This window comes from Nitrosococcus oceani ATCC 19707, assembly GCF_000012805.1.
In the GTDB taxonomy this organism is placed as follows: domain Bacteria; phylum Pseudomonadota; class Gammaproteobacteria; order Nitrosococcales; family Nitrosococcaceae; genus Nitrosococcus; species Nitrosococcus oceani.
The window spans coordinates 2,749,524-2,769,519 of the sequence record NC_007484.1; the positions used below are offsets into that span (position 1 = coordinate 2,749,524).

General features: G+C 54.0%; 21 protein-coding genes and 2 pseudogenes. 9 read left to right on the forward strand and 14 right to left on the reverse strand.

Translation table 11 applies throughout. The annotated features are described in order from the left end of the window. Positions 1-52: 52 nt before the first annotated feature. The 11 genes and pseudogenes from phoR to NOC_RS12865 form a co-directional block, all read right to left on the reverse strand. Positions 53-1,366: a phosphate regulon sensor histidine kinase PhoR gene (gene phoR / locus NOC_RS12820; protein ID WP_002811769.1), complete on the reverse strand. Its 1,314-nt coding sequence runs from the start codon at positions 1,364-1,366 to the stop codon at positions 53-55. 4 nt (positions 1,367-1,370) lie between these two features. Further along, positions 1,371-2,060 carry a phosphate regulon transcriptional regulator PhoB gene (phoB, locus tag NOC_RS12825; protein WP_002810964.1) on the reverse strand — a complete coding sequence of 230 codons (690 nt, stop codon included), beginning with the start codon at positions 2,058-2,060 and terminating at the stop codon, positions 1,371-1,373. 130 nt (positions 2,061-2,190) lie between these two features. Further along, positions 2,191-2,956 (reverse strand): annotated as a pseudogene (locus NOC_RS16985) (IS5 family transposase). Positions 2,957-2,993: 37 nt separating this feature from the next. Continuing rightward, a pseudogene (locus NOC_RS18670) lies at positions 2,994-3,200 on the reverse strand (hypothetical protein); the annotation flags it as partial. Positions 3,201-3,227: 27 nt separating this feature from the next. Continuing rightward, positions 3,228-3,683, reverse strand: coding sequence for a nitroreductase family protein (locus tag NOC_RS12835; protein WP_002811184.1), 456 nt, complete (start codon positions 3,681-3,683; stop codon positions 3,228-3,230). Between the two features lie 176 nt (positions 3,684-3,859). Next, positions 3,860-4,480 (reverse strand): DsbA family oxidoreductase, encoded by a 621-nt coding sequence (locus NOC_RS12840; RefSeq protein WP_011330953.1) that lies wholly within the window; start codon positions 4,478-4,480, stop codon positions 3,860-3,862. Positions 4,481-4,559: 79 nt separating this feature from the next. Next, positions 4,560-6,116 carry an FAD-binding oxidoreductase gene (locus tag NOC_RS12845; protein WP_002808747.1) on the reverse strand — a complete coding sequence of 519 codons (1,557 nt, stop codon included), beginning with the start codon at positions 6,114-6,116 and terminating at the stop codon, positions 4,560-4,562. Positions 6,117-6,128: 12 nt separating this feature from the next. Then, positions 6,129-6,842, reverse strand: a complete 714-nt coding sequence (locus NOC_RS12850; RefSeq protein ID WP_002811108.1) for a twin-arginine translocation signal domain-containing protein — start codon at positions 6,840-6,842, stop codon at positions 6,129-6,131. Then, positions 6,832-7,296, reverse strand: coding sequence for a c-type cytochrome (locus NOC_RS12855; protein ID WP_081430981.1), 465 nt, complete (start codon positions 7,294-7,296; stop codon positions 6,832-6,834). The genes NOC_RS12850 and NOC_RS12855 overlap by 11 nt, the downstream gene beginning before the upstream one ends. Before the next feature lie 208 nt (positions 7,297-7,504). After that, positions 7,505-7,891, reverse strand: a complete 387-nt coding sequence (locus tag NOC_RS12860) for a transposase (RefSeq protein ID WP_147094464.1) — start codon at positions 7,889-7,891, stop codon at positions 7,505-7,507. Positions 7,892-8,005: 114 nt separating this feature from the next. Beyond that, positions 8,006-8,944, reverse strand: a complete 939-nt coding sequence (locus tag NOC_RS12865) for a LysR family transcriptional regulator (RefSeq protein WP_172633704.1) — start codon at positions 8,942-8,944, stop codon at positions 8,006-8,008. 120 nt (positions 8,945-9,064) lie between these two features. On the opposite strand from NOC_RS12865, the gene NOC_RS12870 reads away from it, so the two are divergent. From NOC_RS12870 to NOC_RS12905, 9 genes are all read left to right on the forward strand, one after another. Continuing rightward, positions 9,065-9,517 carry a DoxX family protein gene (locus NOC_RS12870; protein WP_036497468.1) on the forward strand — a complete coding sequence of 151 codons (453 nt, stop codon included), beginning with the start codon at positions 9,065-9,067 and terminating at the stop codon, positions 9,515-9,517. Positions 9,518-9,730: 213 nt separating this feature from the next. Further along, a complete protein-coding gene (locus NOC_RS12875) occupies positions 9,731-10,030 on the forward strand; it encodes a hypothetical protein (RefSeq protein ID WP_197054463.1) in 300 nt (99 codons plus the stop codon). 149 nt (positions 10,031-10,179) lie between these two features. Continuing rightward, a complete protein-coding gene (locus NOC_RS12880; RefSeq protein WP_011330957.1) occupies positions 10,180-11,004 on the forward strand; it encodes a DODA-type extradiol aromatic ring-opening family dioxygenase in 825 nt (274 codons plus the stop codon). A gap of 184 nt (positions 11,005-11,188) precedes the next feature. Continuing rightward, entirely contained in the window at positions 11,189-11,791 is a 603-nt protein-coding gene (gene wrbA / locus NOC_RS12885; protein ID WP_011330958.1) for an NAD(P)H:quinone oxidoreductase, read from the forward strand. A gap of 39 nt (positions 11,792-11,830) precedes the next feature. Further along, positions 11,831-12,235 (forward strand): DUF5996 family protein, encoded by a 405-nt coding sequence (locus NOC_RS18425; RefSeq protein WP_256998758.1) that lies wholly within the window; start codon positions 11,831-11,833, stop codon positions 12,233-12,235. Then, entirely contained in the window at positions 12,219-12,749 is a 531-nt protein-coding gene (locus NOC_RS18430; protein WP_256998765.1) for a DUF5996 family protein, read from the forward strand. The genes NOC_RS18425 and NOC_RS18430 overlap by 17 nt, the downstream gene beginning before the upstream one ends. A 77-nt stretch (positions 12,750-12,826) precedes the next feature. Next, complete coding sequence (locus NOC_RS12895; protein ID WP_002808536.1) at positions 12,827-13,597, forward strand: intradiol ring-cleavage dioxygenase; 771 nt, start codon at positions 12,827-12,829, stop codon at positions 13,595-13,597. Positions 13,598-14,237: 640 nt separating this feature from the next. Next, positions 14,238-15,632, forward strand: coding sequence for an OprO/OprP family phosphate-selective porin (locus NOC_RS12900; RefSeq protein WP_002809241.1), 1,395 nt, complete (start codon positions 14,238-14,240; stop codon positions 15,630-15,632). 442 nt (positions 15,633-16,074) lie between these two features. Continuing rightward, a complete protein-coding gene (locus tag NOC_RS12905) occupies positions 16,075-17,463 on the forward strand; it encodes an OprO/OprP family phosphate-selective porin (RefSeq protein ID WP_244859973.1) in 1,389 nt (462 codons plus the stop codon). Between the two features lie 116 nt (positions 17,464-17,579). Here the strand turns inward: NOC_RS12905 and cysQ are convergent, their stop codons facing one another. The 3 genes from cysQ to NOC_RS12920 form a co-directional block, all read right to left on the reverse strand. Continuing rightward, positions 17,580-18,434: a 3'(2'),5'-bisphosphate nucleotidase CysQ gene (gene cysQ / locus NOC_RS12910; protein WP_011330959.1), complete on the reverse strand. Its 855-nt coding sequence runs from the start codon at positions 18,432-18,434 to the stop codon at positions 17,580-17,582. After that, the gene (gene nudE, locus NOC_RS12915; RefSeq protein WP_002808516.1) at positions 18,431-18,985 is read right to left on the reverse strand and encodes an ADP compounds hydrolase NudE; all 555 of its coding nucleotides are present in this window, start codon (positions 18,983-18,985) and stop codon (positions 18,431-18,433) included. Before nudE ends, cysQ begins: the two co-directional genes overlap by 4 nt. Before the next feature lie 180 nt (positions 18,986-19,165). Next, positions 19,166-19,996: a metal ABC transporter permease gene (locus NOC_RS12920; RefSeq protein ID WP_002810063.1), complete on the reverse strand. Its 831-nt coding sequence runs from the start codon at positions 19,994-19,996 to the stop codon at positions 19,166-19,168.

The following is a 19,996-nucleotide window of genomic DNA, read 5'->3' on the forward strand; positions in this document are numbered from 1 at the left end:
GAGCAGTATGGGCTGATAATATGACATTTGTATGACTGGGCGATACCACCCGCTAACCTGTTTTAGAGAAATGCACTTTTGGCTGCTGACCCCGCCCGATAGAAAAAAGGCAGCGAAAGACGCTACCTTTACCCAACTCACTTTCGATCTCTAAATGGGCTTCATGATGGCTTAAAACATGCTTGACAATAGCAAGGCCCAAGCCAGTTCCTCCCCTCTTCCGGGAACGGCCCTTATCAATCCGGTAGAAACGTTCTGTCACCCGAGGGAGATGTTCGGCGGCGATCCCTTCGCCGGTATCTCTCACTTCCAAGCAAGGCCGCCCCGCCTGCTGCTTGAACCAATGGAGGGTAATATTCCCTTGGGCTGGAGTATAGCGAATAGCATTCACGACCAAATTAGAAAAAGCACTATGCAGCTCTTGCTCATTTCCTCGCAGCCACAAAGCAGCATCCGCCTCAAGGTGAATTTGGTGTTGGCGGTCACCGCTAAGTATTCGGGCCTCCTGGCAAATTTCTGCTAGCATTTTCGGAACCGCAACAGGGGTTTCCGCCGGTTTTTTATCCCGGCTTTCCAAACGGGAGAGCATGAGGAGATCTTCGACAAGATGCTGCATCCGCCCCACCTGCTCCCCCATGGTTTTAAAGGAACGGTTCCAACTCTCCGAGCCGACATTTTTTCCCTTCTCCAGAATCTCTAAATAACCCCGGAGGACCGTTAAAGGGGTCCGTAACTCATGAGAAACACTAGCTATAAAATCACGCCGCATCCGCTCTAGCTGGTGGAGTCGAGTAACATCTTGTACCACTAACAAACGTTGCCCCTCACCGTAGGGAAGAATGCGGATATTTAGATGCAGCGCCGAATTAATGGGCGACGGCAATTCCACAGTGCCGGAAACTTTACGGTCAAGTGCCATCAGCTCAACAAAATCTGGGTAACGAATCAGATTACTGATGCGCTGGCCCATATCCCATGGAGATTTTAACCCCAGGAGTCGCCGACTAGCCTCGTTAGCCCATTCGATTTCATCATATTGATTAAGCACCACGGTGGCATCGGGCAATGCCGTTGTAGCCTTTTGAAAACGTTTGAGATATTGGGAGATCTTGTCCTTGCGGGAGCGGTGACGCTGACGCATAAAATCAATTTCACGGACGATCTCTTCCATAATCCCCACCTCAACAGGAGACGGCCTCTTTTTTGGTTTTTGCAGCCAACGATAAAGATGATAAAGCTGGCGCTGTTGCCACAGCACATAACCCAAGGTAAAGAGAAACAGCCAAAAAAAGAGCTGTCCCAGAATGAGCCCCAGCAACAAGGCCAGTAGCAGTCCTCCTCCCAAATGCCAAAGATCCGCGCGCATGGAATTAGGAACGATTAGAAAATCGGTACCCTACGCCCCGCACGGTTTGGATAAACCCGTCATGGCCGCTCGGCTCCAAGGATTTGCGCAAACGGCGGATATGAACATCCACTGTGCGTTCCTCTACATACACATTGTCTCCCCAGACGTAATCAATCAGCTGACCCCGGCTATAGACCCGCTCCAGGTGAGTAAGGAAAAAGTGGAGCAGGCGAAACTCGGTGGGCCCCATCTCCAGAGGAGTGCCCCTCACGCTTAACCGATGGCTGCCCGGATCAAGTTTTAGCCCGTCGAATTCAATCACTTCCCCGCTGGCCAATGGGGCGCTCCGCCGCAGTACCGCTTTTATACGGGCTATCAGCTCCGTTGGTGAAAAGGGCTTGGTAATATAATCGTCGGCGCCCACATTGAGCCCCCGGACCTTATCTTCCTCTTCATCGCGGGCGGTTAGCATGATCACAGGGAGCTCTCGCGTACTGGGTTCCCGCTTAAGGCGGCGGGCTAAATCCACCCCGCTGATCCCCGGCAACATCCAATCTAGCAAAATGAGATCCGGGTGAGACTCGTTTATCCGCTGCCAGGCCTGCTCCCCATCGGCAGCCGCCTGATAATAATAACCTTCCTGGGTAAGGGCAAACCCCAGCATTTCGCGAATTGCAGCTTCGTCATCAACGACTAATATGGTTGCGACCATCTTCACCCCCAGAAAAATCCTAGCTAGAGAGCACAAGCTAAATATAAAATTATGATACTCGAATTATGACATGAATATGACAACCCCGGCACCACAACCACACCGTCCAAATCGTTGCCAAATAGTATAGTCACGAGATATTAGCCCAAAGCGCGCTACATCCGATTGGTACGGCGGCGAGAAAGGATGCGCTGTTTTTGGCGTATCTTGTAGCCCTACCGCGCCAGCGCTTGAGAGGCCGGAAAGCCTTTTCCATCGGGGGGCGTACTTTATAGAGGTTTTTATCGTCATCGCGCCAACCTACACGATTTTTACGTGGCGGAATAACAGCAGCCATGTTTTGGTCATGGGCTTGCCTGATGATGGCATGGCTATCCTGGCCGCGATCGGCCAGTCAATAATCCGCCTCCACCCCTTCCATCAAGCGGCCAGCCTGCCTACAATCCGCTCCGCTACCTCTTGCGATAATAATGCTGACCGGCATGCCCAACGCATCCACGGCCCAATGTATGGTCGTGTTGAACCCCCTTTCGTGCGGCTCATATCCCGATGACCGCCTCTTGCGCCTGCCCCATGAGGATGAACCTTGCAATGACTGTCCTCCATCATCAGCCATTCGTAATCCGGCTCGTCAATGCGGGTTGCCAACAGCTTCTCCCGGATCCCCTTATCGCGCCAGCGGATAAAACAGCGGTGGGTGTTGCTCCCATGCCCTAAATCCGGTGGCAAATCACGCCACGGGGCGACCGTACGCATGATCCCAAAAACGGCGTTGATAAATATAGGCGATTGTCTTTGGCGATGCCGCCCCAACCGCCCTTGCCCCCGGGAAGGTGCGGCTCGAGCAATGCCCATGTTTTGTCTGATATAGCGTCTCTGCAATGTGCGTGTGTCATGGGCGATCCTTTCCTGACATACAAAATCCCATACTTTTTATCTCGTGACGATACTATTTAGATCGCTATATGACAGCCATATGCCGTTTCGCTGTGCTGCTTCTGACGCCCGTTGCGAGAATCCGAACGGTGAGCTAGGTGTATCGAACGCGATCATACCGCCGGGCCGAAGAAGTTCACGCCAACGACGTAGCGCCTCTGCCACATCAGACATCAGCACCAGAGCCGATGCGCAGAATATGCGGTCGAAGCTGGGCCGTTCGACGTTACCCTAACGAAACTGCAAACTGGCCAGCTGCGCCTCGCGTGCCCTATCCGGCAGTATGCCAATCATTTCATGGACAAATAGGCCTCGTGCCGTTGCTTCCAGAACCAGGTTGCTGGCCGCAAGGCCAAGATCATGAACGGCGGCTCGATTATCCTTGCCATTGCGCGTGAATTTCAGACTCACCACGCCCAAAGCGAGAACCGGCGCATTGCGCGCCCAGACCTGATTTCCCTTGTTAAGGCAGGAAAGCAGCTGTTGAAATTGTTCCGGGTCCTCCTTGGTGGCCACGATATAGCGCCACGGTTGCTCGTTATAAGAAGAGCAAGCCCAGTGTGCCGCCTCGAACAGGGCACATAAATCTGCTTCTTCAACCGATTGCTCTGCAAACGCATAGGGACTCCAGCGTTCTGCAAGCAATTCGTAGATGGGGTGGTTCGTCGAGGCTTTCTTGTCAGTCATAACTGCTCCTTTCTGTCTGTGGGATGCCTAACGTATTGCGTGAGGGAAGTTTTTGGAGTGGAGCGCGAAGCGCGTAGCGAAGAAAACGTTCCCCTCCACGCACTTGCTAAGCATCGCCCGCGAAACGATTGGCATTGTTCTTCGCGGAAAATCCGCTTCCAATCAATGTTTTTGAGTCAGCACCAACTCGCCGCACCGGCAACTGAGGAGCGAAGCAATTCTTTTATGTTTGCTTCGATCACGCCGTAACCCACGTTACCATAGAGTTTTTGGCGTCCTTCATTGAGAATGTAAGTGGGGCTGCCCTGAACCATAAGCATCTGCTGGTTGCGGCGATCCGCTTCGAGTTCAGCATGGGCCATCCCGCTGTCGATGACCCTTTTCACCTCAGCAACCGAGACGCCGACAGCCTTCAAGGTATCACTCAGAACTGACCAATGACTGACATCAAGGCAACGTTCGAAGAATGCCCGTCTAAGTTCTTTCAGTACGGTTTCAGATTTGCGCTTATCCACTTGTTGCACGGCCTTCATCATTAAGTGCGCTGGTGTAGATAATGTCGGCTGGTTACGTTGCCAGATTTCGGGGTGGAGTTTGACATGGTCAAACTCAGAAATAGCCTTGTGGAGATGGTTTCTAAATCCGGTGTAACCGCCACGTTCGGCCCATTCTTTTCCAATTTTGTGCCTCGTGTCGCCAAACACTGAGCAAAATCGGTATTCAACGGATACGTCGTCTGGAAACCGTTCTAGAACTTCGTCGATGCCCGCCTGTGATATATATATGCCCACACGCACAGAATGTCCGAATAGTAGGTTAGCGCTATATTTTTGGCCATCGCTCTATCCAATACATACTATTTATGCGTTTTTGCATTCAATCTTCTAAATCAATACCCGATTTCCCTGGGGCGAAAATGTTGTTCGGATCCAGCGCCCGTTTGAGCGTCTTGTTGACGGCGCGCTGGGTGGGGCCAAAAGAGTCCGCCACCTTGTGCATGAACTCGGGGTTCACCCGATAAACGCCGTAGCCGTGCTTGGCGAACTCATCGAGCAGTTCATCAAAACAGGCATAGGCGGCTTTCATTTCCTCCGGGTCGGTACGGTCGAACAGCACGTCGATGAGATGGTGCATGGCGCGCTGACCGACGATGAACTCACCGACGTAGTCGAGCCCGTGCTTGTTCAGGATCTGGGTGGCGAGCTCGACCTGCTTGCGGGTCTCCGAGCCCTTGGCTTGGCTCACCGGGCCAAACCACATGGAGCCGCCGCCCCCACGCCAGTTGTACAGGCCGAACTCGACCAAGGTCATATTGCCGCGCATCAGGTCGGCCCGATAGGTGAAGGCGATATCGTCACCGGCCTCTTCTTCGGTCACGATGGTGCCCTTGCCGGCTGCCTTGACGGTATCGGTGACGATCTTCCAATTCACATCGACTTGCTCCTGGGTGCCGTACAGTGCGCCATAGGCAGTCCAGGCGCCGATCTGGTGCTCGTCGCGGATGCGCTGGATGATCTCCTTGGAGGTGGCGCCCTTCTCGGTGGTGTAGTCGGAACGGCGCACCGTGGGGCTCGCTTCCCATAGCGTGCCGACGAACACCATGGCGTTGGGGATAACGCCGCTGATGCTCAGGGGGCGGAACATCTCCACCAGGTCCTCGATGTCCTCGTCATTGTCGTACTTGATGGCGAAAGGCTTGAACGCCGCCGGCTCGGGCATCAGCCAGAAGCCCATCTTGGTGACGATGCCGTAGTTGGACTGGGTGAAGATGCCATCCAGGTAAGGGCCATAGCCCCACTTGAAGGTCTGCCAAGTGTTGGAGTTGGGGATGCCGCCCATGGCGGTGCGCAGCACATCGCCGTTGGCCAAGACCACTTCCATGCCGCAGGCGAACATGAAGTGCTCGGAATACGGGGTATAGCCCACACCGCGATCCAGGGTGTTGCCGACCGGGCCGACGATGGCCGAAGGCGCGGGCGGGTCGACCCATAGCTTGTAGCCCTTCTCCTTGATGTAATCGACCAACTGCTGGTACGCCACACCGGGCTCGACCAGGGCGGTGCAGAGTACCGGGTCGATCTCGATGATCTTGTTCATCTTGTTGAGATCAAGGATCACCTGGCCGCGATGATGGGGCGCTGCCGTGCCATAACCGAAGTTACGGCCGGTGGCGACGGTCCAGAGCGGAATCTTGTGTTCGTTGCAGATCTTCACGACGCCCTGCACCTGCTCCACGGTAGTGGCCATCAGGGCGGCCGAAGGCGCGTGCTCGGACTCGGGAACCGGCATCATGATCTTCAGATAGGGCGCGAGCTGACTGGACTCCGTCAGTACATTCTCCGCTCCGAGCAGCGCCTTGAATTTTTCAACCGCCGTTTGGAATTCACTCGGCTCGACGCCCCGGGGCAGTACGTTATAGTTATTAGGAGGCATGTTTTTAAATCCTCAGGTCTTGAACGCGAAAGAAACAAAATTTCCCAGCAAGGGGGCCGCTACGGTGCTGTTGCCGACCCCCGGCGATGGGTCCGTAGAATTTGCGGCCAGGCTGGCCAAAGCAAAGCCCAGGGCCGCCGCCCAGCGGCCGTCCTGGGGAGTCTGCGGGGCGGTAAAGGTCATCTGGCTTAAGCCGGCGGGCCCCGCCACGGGCTGTTCGGTGAGGCGGTAGCGAAGGCCACAGGCATCAAGTTCTTGCGCAAAGCGCCGACTGCAGTCATGTCCGGCCTCCGCGGCCAGGAGAGTGTGCCGCGATTGTCCGCCACTTACGGCATGCTGGCCAAGCCAGTACAGGCGAGCAGCGGTCGGGCGGGCCATATTCACAATGATCGCGCCACTGGCATCATCAACCAGTCCAACGATCTGAGCGGCTTTACCCGAATGCAGCAAAGCGTGCAGGGATTGCAGAAAATCCAGCCCCCGGTCGCAGCGTTGTACCTTCAGAGAATCGTGACTGCGCTGCGGTTGCTGGGCGGAGCGAAGGCCGGCAAGGAAAGCCGATTCGCCGGCTGAATCATGGATTAAGGCGATGAGGGGCAAGTGAACGCCTCCTTTGAGGGCATGGGTGCTGTCAGCGAGAATGCTGCTGGAAGCGAAGCCGGGAGTCGCGGCGGCAAGACCGGAGAGCGCCAATCCCTTGAGAAAGGCACGGCGGTTAACGTCCATTTTCTCCTCCTTCTTTCGATTCCGCGGCGGATTTCGAGAGGTAGTCGGCCACTTCCCGTAGCGCTTTGTCATCAATGAACGCGGCCGTGAAGGCGGGCATCGCCAGCAGACCATTGCGAACTACCTGGACGATATATGCCGGCGGCAGCTCACGGCCTTTAAGGACCGGGCCGATAATACCTCCCTCATGGCAGTAGCCGCAGACTTTAGCGTAAACCTCTGCGCCATTTTTCCAGGAACCGTCCGCTCCCGCCCAGGCTGTCGGGGGCAGCAGGCAGGCAAGGCTCGATATCCCCACTACAAGTGACCATTTGGCCGTGATGCGTTTAGCTGAAGCCACCATTTCATTCTCCAAGTGCTTGTGATTACTTCTCGTATCGAGTATGGCACGGCCACGGGCTAGGATCGAGGACAGTGCCGCTGTGGCGACCGTGGACTCAGCTTCGGCCCGCATGCTCAAGGCGTATAGACTTCCATATAGGTTAAATCCTTATGAGCACCACCGCCGGTCACATTATCTTCTCTTTAAATAATTAACCACAGCAGCGAATCCTCATGCAGGCACTGCCTTTGCACTTAGGGATGAAGCACTTTTCTAAATATAAACCTTTTAAGCCTACAGAATATTATAGATACTTACTAAGAACTACGTTCACTAAGCCTCATGCTTTCGCATAAGAGCAGGTCGGCGCATGAAAGAATCCAGAGACAATATCCGGCAACCTTTGCAGGGCACTGCCGGCGGCCTTTTTCAACTCATCCTTCGTCTGTATGACCTTCCTGCTTACACGTCGCTTCACATGGGAGCAAACGAGTTCGTCGGGATTCAATTCCGGGGAATACGGTGGCAAAAAGACCAACTCCAGTCGATCAGCCTTGCTGCTCACAAAGTTGTTCATCAGTTTTGCCTTGTGAACCGGATGGCCGTCGACGACCAGAATCACTTTTCGATCCATGCCGGTAATCAATCGCCTGAGGAAGTCCCGGAATATCACCGCCGTCATGCTCCCTTCCACCACCATAAACCGGAAGTGGCCAAGCGCATTCACCGCCGAGCTCAGTTAATGACTTTTTTAGTATCATGAGTTTCCTATCTTACCTTAACTCAAAAGAGGTAGGTTACTTCCGAGCGCGCACAAATCCTTAGTACCGAACCTTTACGATCATAAAGCGTGCGCAGCCACAGTGCTCATGAGCTCACTACGGATGAACGCTCGAAAGAGGCGCACCCGCGCCGGCGCCTCCAACCCGCTTAGACTGATCGCGTAGAGCTTACCTTTGACAAGGGTCCACTCCGGGAGGACCGGAACCAGGGCGCCACCGGCAACACTGGCGGCCGCCACCATACTAGGAAGGGGACCGATGCCCCCTCCCGCCAAGATAATCCGATGCACACTGGCGTAGTCGCTGGCCCAAACAACAGGCCGGACAGCCACTTCCACGGCCCGACTTCGGCGGTCGGTCAGCACCCACTTCGCGGCGCCGACTCCCGCTTGCCGGACCACCCCATCATACTCGACCAACGCCTGGGGCACGGTGGGCAGGTCATGAGCAGCGAGGTAGGCCGGCGAGGCATACAGCCCGATATGGAAACCGATGACGGTGGAGGCGCGATAGCCCATATCCGGCAGCTCGCCAGGGGTAGCCCTGAGCGCCAAATCGATACGATGGGCGGCCAAATCCAGGGCGGCGTCGGTCAGGAGCAATTCGACCGTAATTTGTGGATGCAGGGCGCGGAATTTAACGACCAGGGGCGGCAAAACATCGACCCCCAGGTCGATCGGCGCGGTCACCCGCAGGTGGCCTTGCGGAACCAAGCGGGACTGCCGCACCCCCTCAGCCCCATCAGCAAGCAGGGAGAGGGCCTCGCGTGCTTTGGCATAGAAGGCGAGCCCCTCTTCGGTGGCGCTGACCGCCCGGGGCGTCCGCGCCAGCAGGGCCGCGCCCAAGCGACGTTCCAGGCGCGAGATACGCCGACTGATACTGCCTTTGGTTTCACCCAATGTCCTGGCCGCGCCCGAGACCGTGCCAAACTCAATCACCGCACAGAAGGCCCGAATATCCTCCAGGGCGCCGCCTAAAGTTTCCGATTCCTCAACCATAAGCTCCAATTCAGCCGCTTTCCAAATCAAAGAAAACACTCATAAAATATACCCTATAATAGGAGGAGGTAAGTCTCGCGTCTCATCACGCAACAACGGAGGAAGAGGATGAGTACTCAAATGTCTACGACAACCGCCAACTCCGGTCCGACCTTTTTCAATCGTCTGGCCCCCTTGAGCTACCCGCTAGTGCGGGTGACCACTGGCTTGCTACTGATGCCCCATGGGGCGCAGAAATTATTCGGCTGGTTTGGGGGCCATGGCCTGACCGCCACCGGCCAGTATTTCGCTAGTAACTTGGGAATGGAGCCCGGCTTTCTGTTCGCCCTGCTGGCGGGCCTCATCGAATTCTTCGGTGGTCTGGCCCTGGTCCTGGGTTTGCTGACCCGCCCGGCGGCGCTGATCATAGCGATCTTCATGGCGGTAATCATACCTGTCCATCTGCCTAATGGCTTTTTCTGGAGCAACGGCGGTTTTGAGTACCCGCTGATGTGGGGCTTGCTTGCCTTGGCCATCTTTTTTCGTGGCGGTGAACGCTATTCTCTGGACAGGCGATTGGGTCTACGAATCTAAGTATCCGATTGGGATATACCCAAAGGAGGACTGCGAGAAGTTCAAAGCTAGTTGACACCCTAACTTTTAACTTTATAGAGAGGATAAATCATGATAGAATAGAAGGTAGCCGATGATGATCCACGCAAACTTCCTTCAACGACCGATTTTGGCATCTTTTATCCGGTGGGCTATCTTGTCGCTGCGTTTCCTAAACAGGAAAACGCACAACAGGTGCAGCGAGATTTGATGACTGGCGGGTACAAGGAAGCGGATTGCGCGCTTTATACCTGCAAAGAAGTCATTGCCGAGGCAGGGCGTAACCTGGAGGAACATAGAGGCTTCTTCTCTCGACTCAGTTGGTCAGATGAGGCTGTGAGAATCCATCTGGATACAGCCGAACAAGGCGCCACATTTCTGCTCATCTATGCGCCGGGGGATACTGATGCGGAGCGCGCAATGAACGTCATTCGCCGGGGGCCGTTCGAGTTTGTACACCGTTACCACCGCTTCACAATCGAAGAACTCAAGTAAAATCATTTTGATGCCTGGCTACTGGCGCGTGCGCCCGGCGCACGCGCCTCCCCTCCGCACGAGGAGCACCTGCTGCCCCGCATTGGAACGCCCGGCTGGGGCTGCGGATTTGAGCTTTGCAGGGAACACCAACAAAGGAGAACACCGAGATGTCCGAAAACCGCTTGCCGAGCCTGTTTATCCCCCACGGGGCCGGGCCGTGTTTTTTCATGGACTGGAATCCCCCGGGGACCTGGGAGCGGATGGAAGCCTGGCTGCGAGGCCTCACGGGCCAGGTGGGCGCAACACCGAAGGCCCTGCTGGTGGTCTCCGCCCACTGGGAAGCCGCGGTCTTCACGGTCAATGCCCAGGCCCAGCCCGGCCTGCTCTACGACTATAATGGCTTCCCCGCGCATACCTACCGCCTCACCTGGCCAGCGCCGGGTGCTCCTGCGCTGGCCGCGGAGGTTGGCGCGCTGCTGGCGGCGGAGGGCTTTACGGTGGCCGAAGACCATGAGCGGGGCCTGGATCACGGGGTGTTTATCCCCATGAAGCTGGCCTTCCCGGAGGCCGAGGTGCCGGTGGTGCAGCTTTCGCTACGATCGGGCCTGGACCCCACCGAGCACCTCAAGGCAGGCCAGGCCTTGGCGCCCCTTCGCCGCCAGGGGGTGTTGATCGTCGGCAGCGGCATGAGCTATCACAACATGGCGCAATTGCGCCACGGCGGCCCTGCCATCGATCCCGCCTCGCAGCATTTCGATGCCTGGCTGGCGGAAACCGTGGCCTTACCGCCCGGGCAGCGGGAACCACGGCTCACCGAGTGGTCCCGTGCGCCCGGCGCACGGGACTCCCATCCACGGGAGGAGCATCTCTTACCCTTGCATGTCGTCGCTGGCGCGGCGGATGGGGGCCCAGGGTTGAAAGTGTTCGAGGACCAGGTGCTCGGCAGTGTGCAATCCGCCTTTCTTTTCGGGGATTCGTCTCCCCCTCCATAACGGTCCGAGTCATGGAAAGCTTTTCAAAAATTAATCGGTTAGGGAACAACAGTGACTATAGTGATATGGGAGAGGGGAAAGAATCGATTTCAGCGCTCCCATTTTTTCCAAGTTGCCGGCACCGTTCAGCTTTGACGGGCAAGGCTCAGTCAACACGATAGCAAACACGTAGGAGATAGGACCCATGACAAAACTACTCGTTCTTTATTACAGCATGTATGGCCATGTGGAGACGATGGCTCACGCTGTAGCCGAAGGGGCTCGCTCTGTGGAGGAGGTTGAGGTCACCCTAAAGCGGGTGCCAGAACTGATGCCAGAGGAGATCGCCCGCAATGCAGGGGCTAAGCTCGCTCAAGAAGCCCCCATTGCCACGGTTGATGAATTGCCGGAATATGACGCGATCATTTTCGGAACGCCCACCCGGTTTGGAAATATGTGCGCTCAAATGCGAAACTTTCTTGACCAAACGGGAAAGCATTGGATGAGCGGTGCGCTGATTGGTAAGGTGGGCAGTGTCTTCACCTCTACCGCCTCTCAACACGGCGGACAGGAAACCACGATCACCTCCTTCCATAGCACGTTGCTGCATCAAGGCATGGTGATCGTCGGTGTTCCCTATTCCTGCCAAGCCCTGCTCAACATGAATGAAATTACGGGCGGTTCTCCTTATGGGGCAAGCACGCTGGCAGACGCTGACGGGAGTCGACAACCCTCAGAAAACGAGCTGACCATCGCCCGCTTTCAAGGTGAACATGTCGCTAAGTTTACGAAAAAGGTAGTGGAATAACCGCTCTACATCCAGTTTTACGGCTGAGGAGAAAGCTTCATGACCCTACCCAACGCACAGTGGCCGAAGTTGCCCTTGGAGCAGTGGCAGGAGACCTACGAGACGCTCCACCTCTGGAGCCAGATCGTAGGAAAAATCCGGCTAGCCCAGATGCCCTGGATCAACCACTCCTGGCATGTTCCTTTCTACGTCACGGTCCGTGGACTGACGACCTCCCCTATCCCCTATGGCGCTGGCGCTTTCGAGATCGCTTTCGATTTCCATCGCCACGAGCTGCACGTGACGACCGCCGAGGGCGAGCAGCGCTCCTTGGCATTGGAGCCCATGTCGGTGGCGGACTTCTACCGGAAAATCATGCAAGTCCTCGGCGAACTGCCTGCACATCGAGACGCCCATTTGGCCGGTCCCCGTCGAAATTCCCAACCCTATCCAGCCCTTCCCTGAGGACGAAGCCTATGGGGCCTACGATCCAGAGCCGGTCGAGCGCTTCTGGCGCGCCTTGCTGCAAGTACACCGGGTCTTTACGGGCTTCCGCGCCCGTTTCATTGGAAAGGTGAGCCCGGTGCATTTTTTCTGGGGCGCATTCGATCTGGCGGTGACCCGCTTCTCGGGGCGGACCGCGCCGAAGCACCCCGGCGGCATCCCCAATTGCGCGGATTGGGTGGCGGAAGAGGCCTATTCCCATGAGGTCTCGAGCGCCGGCTTCTGGCCGGGCGCCGGGCTAGGCGAGGCCGCCTTCTACGCCTATGCTTACCCTGAGCCGGACGACTTTCGGAAATACGCCGTGGGACCGGAGGCGGCCTACTACCACGAAGCGCTGGGCGAGTTCATCCTGCCCTACGAGGCGGTGCGAATGGCTGACGAACCCGACACGGTGCTGCTGGAATTCTTACAGCGCACCTACGAGGCGGCTGCTGACCTCGCTAAGTGGGACCGCCATGGGTTGGAGCGAAGATAGGACCATCGAATGGGGCACACACAGATGTCGTGACGAGGTAACGACGAACAGCAATTCCACGTGGAGGTAAACACATCATGAAGCGAAACCTTGTGAATAAAATGGGGGTAGGACGTCATCTCAGCCGACGAGAGATGCTCCTTCTAACTGGCGTCACAGCCGCCTCCCTGGTGATGGGAAGGCACGTACGTGGGCAATCCGCCCCTGGAGCGCCAGCACAGATACCGGATAAGAGGGCAATGCCTTCCTGCGTGGTGAGACCCCAGCAAACGGAAGGCCCCTATTTCGTGGATGAGAAGCTCAAACGCTCCGACATTCGCTTCGAGCCCTCGGACCATTCGGTGAAAGAGGGCGTTCCGTTGCGCCTGGTGTTTCGCGTCTCCCGGATAGAGGGTAGCGCTTGTACGCCACTGAGTGGCGCCATGGTGGATGTTTGGCAATGTGACGCGCTGGGCGTTTATTCGGATGTTCAGGACATCAACGGGTTATTCGATACCCGGGGGAAGAAGTTTTTGCGAGGATATCAAATCACGGATGCCAGCGGGAAAGTGGAGTTCGTCACTATTTATCCGGGATGGTATCCGGGCAGAACCGTCCATATCCACTTCAAGATTCGCACCGATCCTGCCTCGCCACGGGGCCATGAATTTACCTCCCAGCTTTACTTCGACGACTCCCTCACGGATCGAGTGCACGCGCAGGCGCCCTACGCCACAAGAGGGCAGCGCACTTTGAGGAACGCGGGCGATCGGATCTTCCAAGGGGGAGGCAACGAGCTGATACTGCCGCTCGCCAAGGAGGCCGCAGACTACGCCGGAACGTTCGATATCGGACTTCAGATGACCTGAAATATCGCTTGGCTTTGCTCAGGATTCAGCACCGCCCTGGTCAACAGCGATTGAAGTTGTCGAGGCCAAGGAGACCCGGCGCCCATGGTGGTGTTCAAATCTGGGCGAATGCTTCGCTGCCTGATAAGTCGGTGGGCGGGTGAATAATGCATGCCAGAGGAAATCAAATAATATGACCAAATAGTATAGTCACGAGATATTAGCCCAAAGCGCGCTACATCCGATTGGTACGGCGGCGAGAAAGGATGCGCGCTGTTTTTGGCGTATCTTGTAGCCCTATCCCATACTTTTTATCTCGTGACGATACTATTTAGCCCATCAACATTCCACATCCTTAGCTATATAATTTGCCGCCAGCCCTCGGAGCTTATAAATGCGATAACCGATTCGCACTACCCGGCACAGGTTAATTGAGTAGTAGGTATTGGCAACAACCCAGACATGCTACTACCCTCTCCCTCTGTTGGCATTAAGAATTATTCAACGCCCACAAGCTTGCATTTCAAGCGATCTCATTAAGTTTATCTTCATATTAACACCATAAACTCCCGTTACGGTCTCGCCTTTTTATTCATTGAAGGGACGCTGGCAAGTCCTAACAAAAATAGTCGAAATTATTTTTTAACGGGAGCGCAGGATTTTGAAATTTAAAACTAAAAATCCCCTTATCTATAGCATTATTTTGGGTTGGGCAAGCTTCTTAGTCACTCCGGTCTATGCCGGCACCGAAACAATGCTCGAACTGCTCAAGATATTACGAGACCGGGGCACCCTTAGCCAAGATGAATTTGAAATGCTCCGCAACGCTGCCAAAGATGACGAGGAAAAGAAAGTCTCCGGTCAAGGAAAATTCAAGGAAGAAGCAAAGGAAACCCCTCAGAATTCCATTAAAGTTAAAACCGGTTACAAAGGGCTAGCCGTGGAATCCACCGATGGCGCCTTTAAATTCCATGTGGGCGGTCGGCTCCAAATCGATACCGCTTTTGTTGATGACGACAAAACAAGGCTAGGAAGCGGGGCAGAACTCCGTCGCGCGCGCCTCGAAGTTGGAGGCACTATGTGGAGGATCTGGGGCTACAAGTTCCAAATTGATTTTGGGCATGGCGAGACGAAGATCAAGGATGCCTATATTAAATTCAGAGGATTTAAGCCGGTCAGCTTTACTTTAGGTCAACAGAAACTACCCTTTACCCTTCAATCATGGACCAGCAATAAATGGATAGTTTTTCAGGAGCGGGCACTCATGAACACTTTTATCGAAGATGATTCTATCGGCCGCCGCCGCTTTGGATTTAAGGCACACACCCATCGAATCATCCATGGAAATCACTGGACCGCCGCTGCGGGTATATTTGGTGAGGGAGTTGAACATAAGGGCCCATTTAACGAAAGTTGGGCGCCCATGGGCCGGGTCACTTTTGCGCCCATCGCCGAGAAAACACGAGTACTACATTTTGGGGTTGATAGCTATTACCGCCATTATCCGCCTAACCCCGATTTGTCTTTCACAGCCTATCCCGAAGTTCATAGCATACCGTCCCTTCTTAATTCCGGCGTAATCTCAGGGACCGAAGACGCCCTATTGCTAGCGGGAGAGCTTTCCGCCGTATGGGGTCCCTTCCACGCCCAGAGCGAGTACATCCATGCCCATGTGGGCCGTAAAAATGGACTGCCTGATCCTGATTTTTACGGTTGGTATGTCCAAGCCGGGTATTTTCTGACCGGGGAATCCCGCAACTACGAGCCAGAAGAAGGTCGCTATGGCCAAATTTTTCCCCAGGGAATTGTCGGCCAAGGTGGTTGGGGAGCTTGGGAAGTCGCCGCCCGCTTTAGCAAGCTTGATCTAGCAGATAGCGGAATTTTAGGCGGCGTGGAGAATAACATTACCGTTGCTCTCAACTGGTATGCAACTCCCAGTATCCTATTTCGCATGAATTATATCCATGCCCATACCGACCCTACTAGCATCGCTGCTGGGCTGGGTGTTGATGAGAATGTCGATATTCTTGGTTTGCGAGCACAGGTCGTCTGGTAATAGGCGTACCGAGCATGTTTGGTTTAGTGACGTATCTTTACAAGCGTAGGTCATCTTTTTAATCTCCCTGCGCTAAACATCCACCGTCCTAAAAAGAGCCTTCTTTTGCCTCTCCTCCTGCCCTCTAGTGAAACCGCTTTTTTTGCGGCCCTGATTTTGCCGCCTCAGGAATAAACTGCTCCCAATTGTCGGCAAAATATTCCATCACGAGGAAACATAAAAAAGGTGCCCACCGACATGGGATCGGCTTTCCGCTCCTAAAACCATACCGCCTGCCCAAGGACAGATTTCAAGCGCGGTTGCTGCTATCCCGGCTCCCTTAAGTTAGCTCCCGATTTGGACTTTGCTTCACTATCACTGTTTTGTAATCTCACCTTCATCTGAACGTCATAAATTCCCGCTATGGTCTCACCCTTGCCAAATGAAATGGGGAGACAGGGTTTTGAAAGTTCAAGCTATAAATTCATTCATTCAAGGCGTTATTTGGTGTTGTGCAAGCTTATTAGCCGCTCCTGCTCATGCCGACACCGAGGCGATGCTAAATCTGCTCAAGATATTACAGGATCGGGGCACCATCAGCCAGGATGAATTTGAGGCACTACGGAATACCGCCCTGGAGGATGAAAAAAAACCTGCCGCCGAGCAAGAACAACCTAAAAAAGGAGTGGCAAAGAACACTCAGGATTCGGTTAAAGTGAGAGCTGACTACAAAGGGCTGACGGTGGAATCCGCTGATGGTAATTTTAAATTTAACGTGGGCGGCCGTATCCAAGCCGACGCTAATTTTTTTGATGAAGATCAAACGCCCCTCGGAAGCGGCGCAGAAATCCGCCGTGGACGCCTCAGAACTCAAGGCACCATGTGGCGGATCTGGGACTACAAATTCCAGGTCGACTTTGCAGAGGGTGAAACTGAAATTAATGATGCTTATATCAAATTCAATGGGCTAAAACCCGTCAGTTTTACTTTGGGCCATCAAAAAGTGCCTATTACCCTACAATCCATGACCAGCTCCAACTGGCAAGTCTTCCAGGAGCGGGCGCTGATTGACGGCCTTGTGGACAATCCGGACATTGGCCGTCGCCGGCTAGGTCTTAATGTAGGCACCCATGGCAATCATTGGACCGTCAATAGCGGATTCTTTGGTGAAGGCACCGATGACGCCGGCAAATCCAATGAAAACTGGGGCACGGCCGGCCGAGTGACCTTCGCCCCTATCGCCGAGGCCACCCGGGTCGTGCACTTAGGGGGGGCCGCTTATTACCGTAATTTTGAACATGATCCAAAACTCGCTTTCTCAAGCCGTCTGGAGGCCCATGTTGCGGGAACTAGGCTGGTGAATACCGGCGTTATTTCCGAGGCCGATAACCTCTTATTGCTTGGGGGAGAACTTTCTACCGTGTGGGGTCCCTTCCATGCCCAGGGCGAATATCTACGAGCCGAGGTCGGCCGAAAAAATGGACTGCCTGAGCCTAACTTTGATGGCTGGTATCTCCAGGCAGGGTATTTCCTCACCGGCGAATCCCGCCGCTACGAGGTGGATAAAGGCCGCTATGGCCGGGTGATTCCCAAAGGCATTGTGGGCCAAGGGGGCTGGGGCGCCTGGGAAATCGCATTCCGCTATAGCACCCTTGACCTAACCGATAAGGGGATTTTAGGCGGCGTGGAGAATAACTTTACTGCGGGTCTCAACTGGTGGGCGACCCCTAGTATTTTATTCCGCGCTAACTATATTCGTGCTGGCGCTGATCCCAACAGTGAAGCAACCAGGCTGGGGGGTATGGATGAAAGCGTGAATATCTTCACCCTGCGGGGTCAAATTGTATTCTAATGCTAAGCTTAAGTGTTTCTTGCCCATCAGTTCCAATAATTATTTCCTTCGGGACTCATCAAAATTAAAGAGGATTGTTTATTTCTAATGTCAGGAGAAAAAGCGTAGTGAAGAAGCTAATTTTTAGAATTGGAATTCGATTTTGCCGCTTCTGGAATAAATCGTTCCCACTGGCCTGCGGAATCGGCAATCACCAGAAAAGAGGGATTGAGCAAAGATTTCTTTGCATTATAGCGAAGGGGCATTTTATTTAAGTCAATAAGAATCCCACCGGCTTCTTCCACCACGCACTGGGCTGCCGCCGTATCCCATTCCGAAGTCGTCCCAAAACGAGGATAAATATCGGCCTTCCCGTCGGCAACCAAGCAGAATTTTAAGGAACTCCCCATGGAAACTAATTCATAGTCCTTCACCTTATCCAGAAAAGACTTAAGGTATTTACCCGCATGGGAACGACTCCCGGCTACCAAAGCAGTTTCCCCTTTCCAAGGACGTACCTTGAGTCTGCTGACTACTCCATCCGTTCCCCTTTGATAAGCGCCTTGGCCCCTGGAAGCGTAATATAACGCGTTCATTACGGGTGCATAAACTACCCCCAAAATAGATTGATGATCCTCAATCAACGCGATATTAACCGTAAATTCTCCATTACGCTTGACAAATTCACGGGTTCCGTCCAGGGGATCAACCAGCCAGTAACGGTGCCAACTCCTGCGCTCCGAAAAAGGTATTTCCCTGGATTCTTCCGACAGTACCGGCACCTCTGGTGTTAACCTTTTTAGTCCCTGAACGATAGTCTCGTGAGAGAGAAGATCCGCTTCTGTCAAGGGCGAGCGGTCTTCCTTATGGGCTACCGTAAAATTAGTATTATAAACAGCCAGAATCTTCTCCCCTGCCTCTACTGCAATCTTTAGGATAGAATCAAGCAGTGGGGCTGGATCGCTTTCTAAAAGCATCGATATTTCACTCATAGACTCAATTTTTCTTTTACCATAAACAAAGCGGCAATGCTGCGGGCCTCGGTACAATCCTCCCGGGCTAGTAACGCTGGTAATTCCGCTAAACGCCATGGCACCACCCCGATCTCCTCGGGTTCATCCCCTGGGCGGCGTTCTTCGTAGAGTTCCTCCGCCATGATTATATGAGTGGTATGTTCCATATAACCGGGCGCTACCGTCAAGGCAGTAAGATAAGCAAGACGGCTAGCCCCATACCCCACTTCTTCCATTAACTCCCGATTAGCCGCTGCGAATAGTGTTTCTCCTGTCTCAACCCGTCCCTTGGGCAAGGCTAATTCATATCGCTCGGTACCGACCGCATATTCCCGAATAAGCAACACGGTCTCTCGGTCTAGCAAGGGCACAATTAAAACCGCGCCATGTCTTCCACTTCTAAGGCGCTCATAGCGAGTTTCAACACCGTTGGAAAAACACAGATCGACGGTCTCCACCCGAAACAACTGCGTCCTAGCGACCGTTTCCGTGGCAATAATTTGCGGCTTGATGGGTTCTTTATCGGCCACACACAACTCAATAGAAAATGTATTTTAAGACAATACCACAACCCAGGATTAAATCCGATAATACCGCACCCCAGACCCGCTAGAATTCCAGCTATCTGAGCATTTTGCAGAAAAGCAACATGGCTAAATGCCTCAATTAAAAGACATGCGTTTCCAACACCACCCTCACCGCGCCTACGGTTAGCGCTGTGCCCGCCAGCGTTGCCGCAATCCCGTGCCTACAGTAGAAAATAAATAAGCGCCTCCCGTCACCAACACAATCGTGGAGCCCGCTGGTAAATCCGGCTCATAAGAAATGGCTAAGCCAGCGCTAGTAAATAGCATCCCTAAGAGAGAGGCTAGCAGCATCATACCGACCAGAGACCCCATATATTGACCAGCAATGGCCGCAGGCAACATTAACAAAGCAATAACTAGAATTAAACCGACTACTTGAATTAAAAGAACTACCGTGAGCGCTACCATGCAGAGGAGTAGCAAATAGAAAAAAGTAACCGGAACTCCCCTGAGGCGGGCAAATTCCTCATCAAAGCTAAGGGCAAGAAATTGCTTATAGAACAACATCACAGTAAGGATAATCACTCCATCCACGGCGGCCATCAAGTAAAGTTGCGCCTGCGATACCATCAGGATATTGCCAAACAGATAGCCCATCAGATCAACGTTGTAACCTGGCGTGCGAGAGATAAAAATCATCCCTACCGCCATCCCCATGGACCAGAACGCACTAATTAAGGTATCTTCCCGTTCCCGCCATTGCAAACTTACCCAGCCAATAAGCAATGCTGCCAGCAAAGCAGCCACTAAAGCCCCTGACAAGGGGCTTTTACCTAGATAATAGGCTACCCCCATACCTCCCAAAACCGTATGGGCGATGCCTCCCGCCAGAAAGCCAATCCGCTTAACTACTACAAAGCTGCCAACAACACCACACCCCAAACCCGCTAGAATTCCAGCTATCAGGGCATTTTGAAGAAAAGCGACATGACCAAATGCCTCCCAAAAATCCAT

Excerpts from the sequence above, each read along its gene's own strand:
- NOC_RS18425 (WP_256998758.1), top strand. The coding sequence starts at position 11,831 with ATGACCCTACCCAACGCACAGTGGCCGAAGTTGCCCTTGGAGCAGTGG.
- cysQ (WP_011330959.1), bottom strand. The coding sequence starts at position 18,434 with ATGAGTGAAATATCGATGCTTTTAGAAAGCGATCCAGCCCCACTGCTT.
- wrbA (WP_011330958.1), top strand. The coding sequence starts at position 11,189 with ATGACAAAACTACTCGTTCTTTATTACAGCATGTATGGCCATGTGGAG.
- NOC_RS12895 (WP_002808536.1), top strand. The coding sequence starts at position 12,827 with ATGAAGCGAAACCTTGTGAATAAAATGGGGGTAGGACGTCATCTCAGC.
- NOC_RS12870 (WP_036497468.1), top strand. The coding sequence starts at position 9,065 with ATGTCTACGACAACCGCCAACTCCGGTCCGACCTTTTTCAATCGTCTG.
- phoB (WP_002810964.1), bottom strand. The coding sequence starts at position 2,060 with ATGGTCGCAACCATATTAGTCGTTGATGACGAAGCTGCAATTCGCGAA.
- NOC_RS12835 (WP_002811184.1), bottom strand. The coding sequence starts at position 3,683 with ATGACTGACAAGAAAGCCTCGACGAACCACCCCATCTACGAATTGCTT.
- NOC_RS12845 (WP_002808747.1), bottom strand. The coding sequence starts at position 6,116 with ATGCCTCCTAATAACTATAACGTACTGCCCCGGGGCGTCGAGCCGAGT.
- NOC_RS12920 (WP_002810063.1), bottom strand. The coding sequence starts at position 19,996 with ATGGATTTTTGGGAGGCATTTGGTCATGTCGCTTTTCTTCAAAATGCC.
- NOC_RS12865 (WP_172633704.1), bottom strand. The coding sequence starts at position 8,944 with ATGGTTGAGGAATCGGAAACTTTAGGCGGCGCCCTGGAGGATATTCGG.
- NOC_RS12850 (WP_002811108.1), bottom strand. The coding sequence starts at position 6,842 with ATGGACGTTAACCGCCGTGCCTTTCTCAAGGGATTGGCGCTCTCCGGT.
- phoR (WP_002811769.1), bottom strand. The coding sequence starts at position 1,366 with ATGCGCGCGGATCTTTGGCATTTGGGAGGAGGACTGCTACTGGCCTTG.
- NOC_RS12855 (WP_081430981.1), bottom strand. The coding sequence starts at position 7,296 with ATGCGGGCCGAAGCTGAGTCCACGGTCGCCACAGCGGCACTGTCCTCG.
- NOC_RS12880 (WP_011330957.1), top strand. The coding sequence starts at position 10,180 with ATGTCCGAAAACCGCTTGCCGAGCCTGTTTATCCCCCACGGGGCCGGG.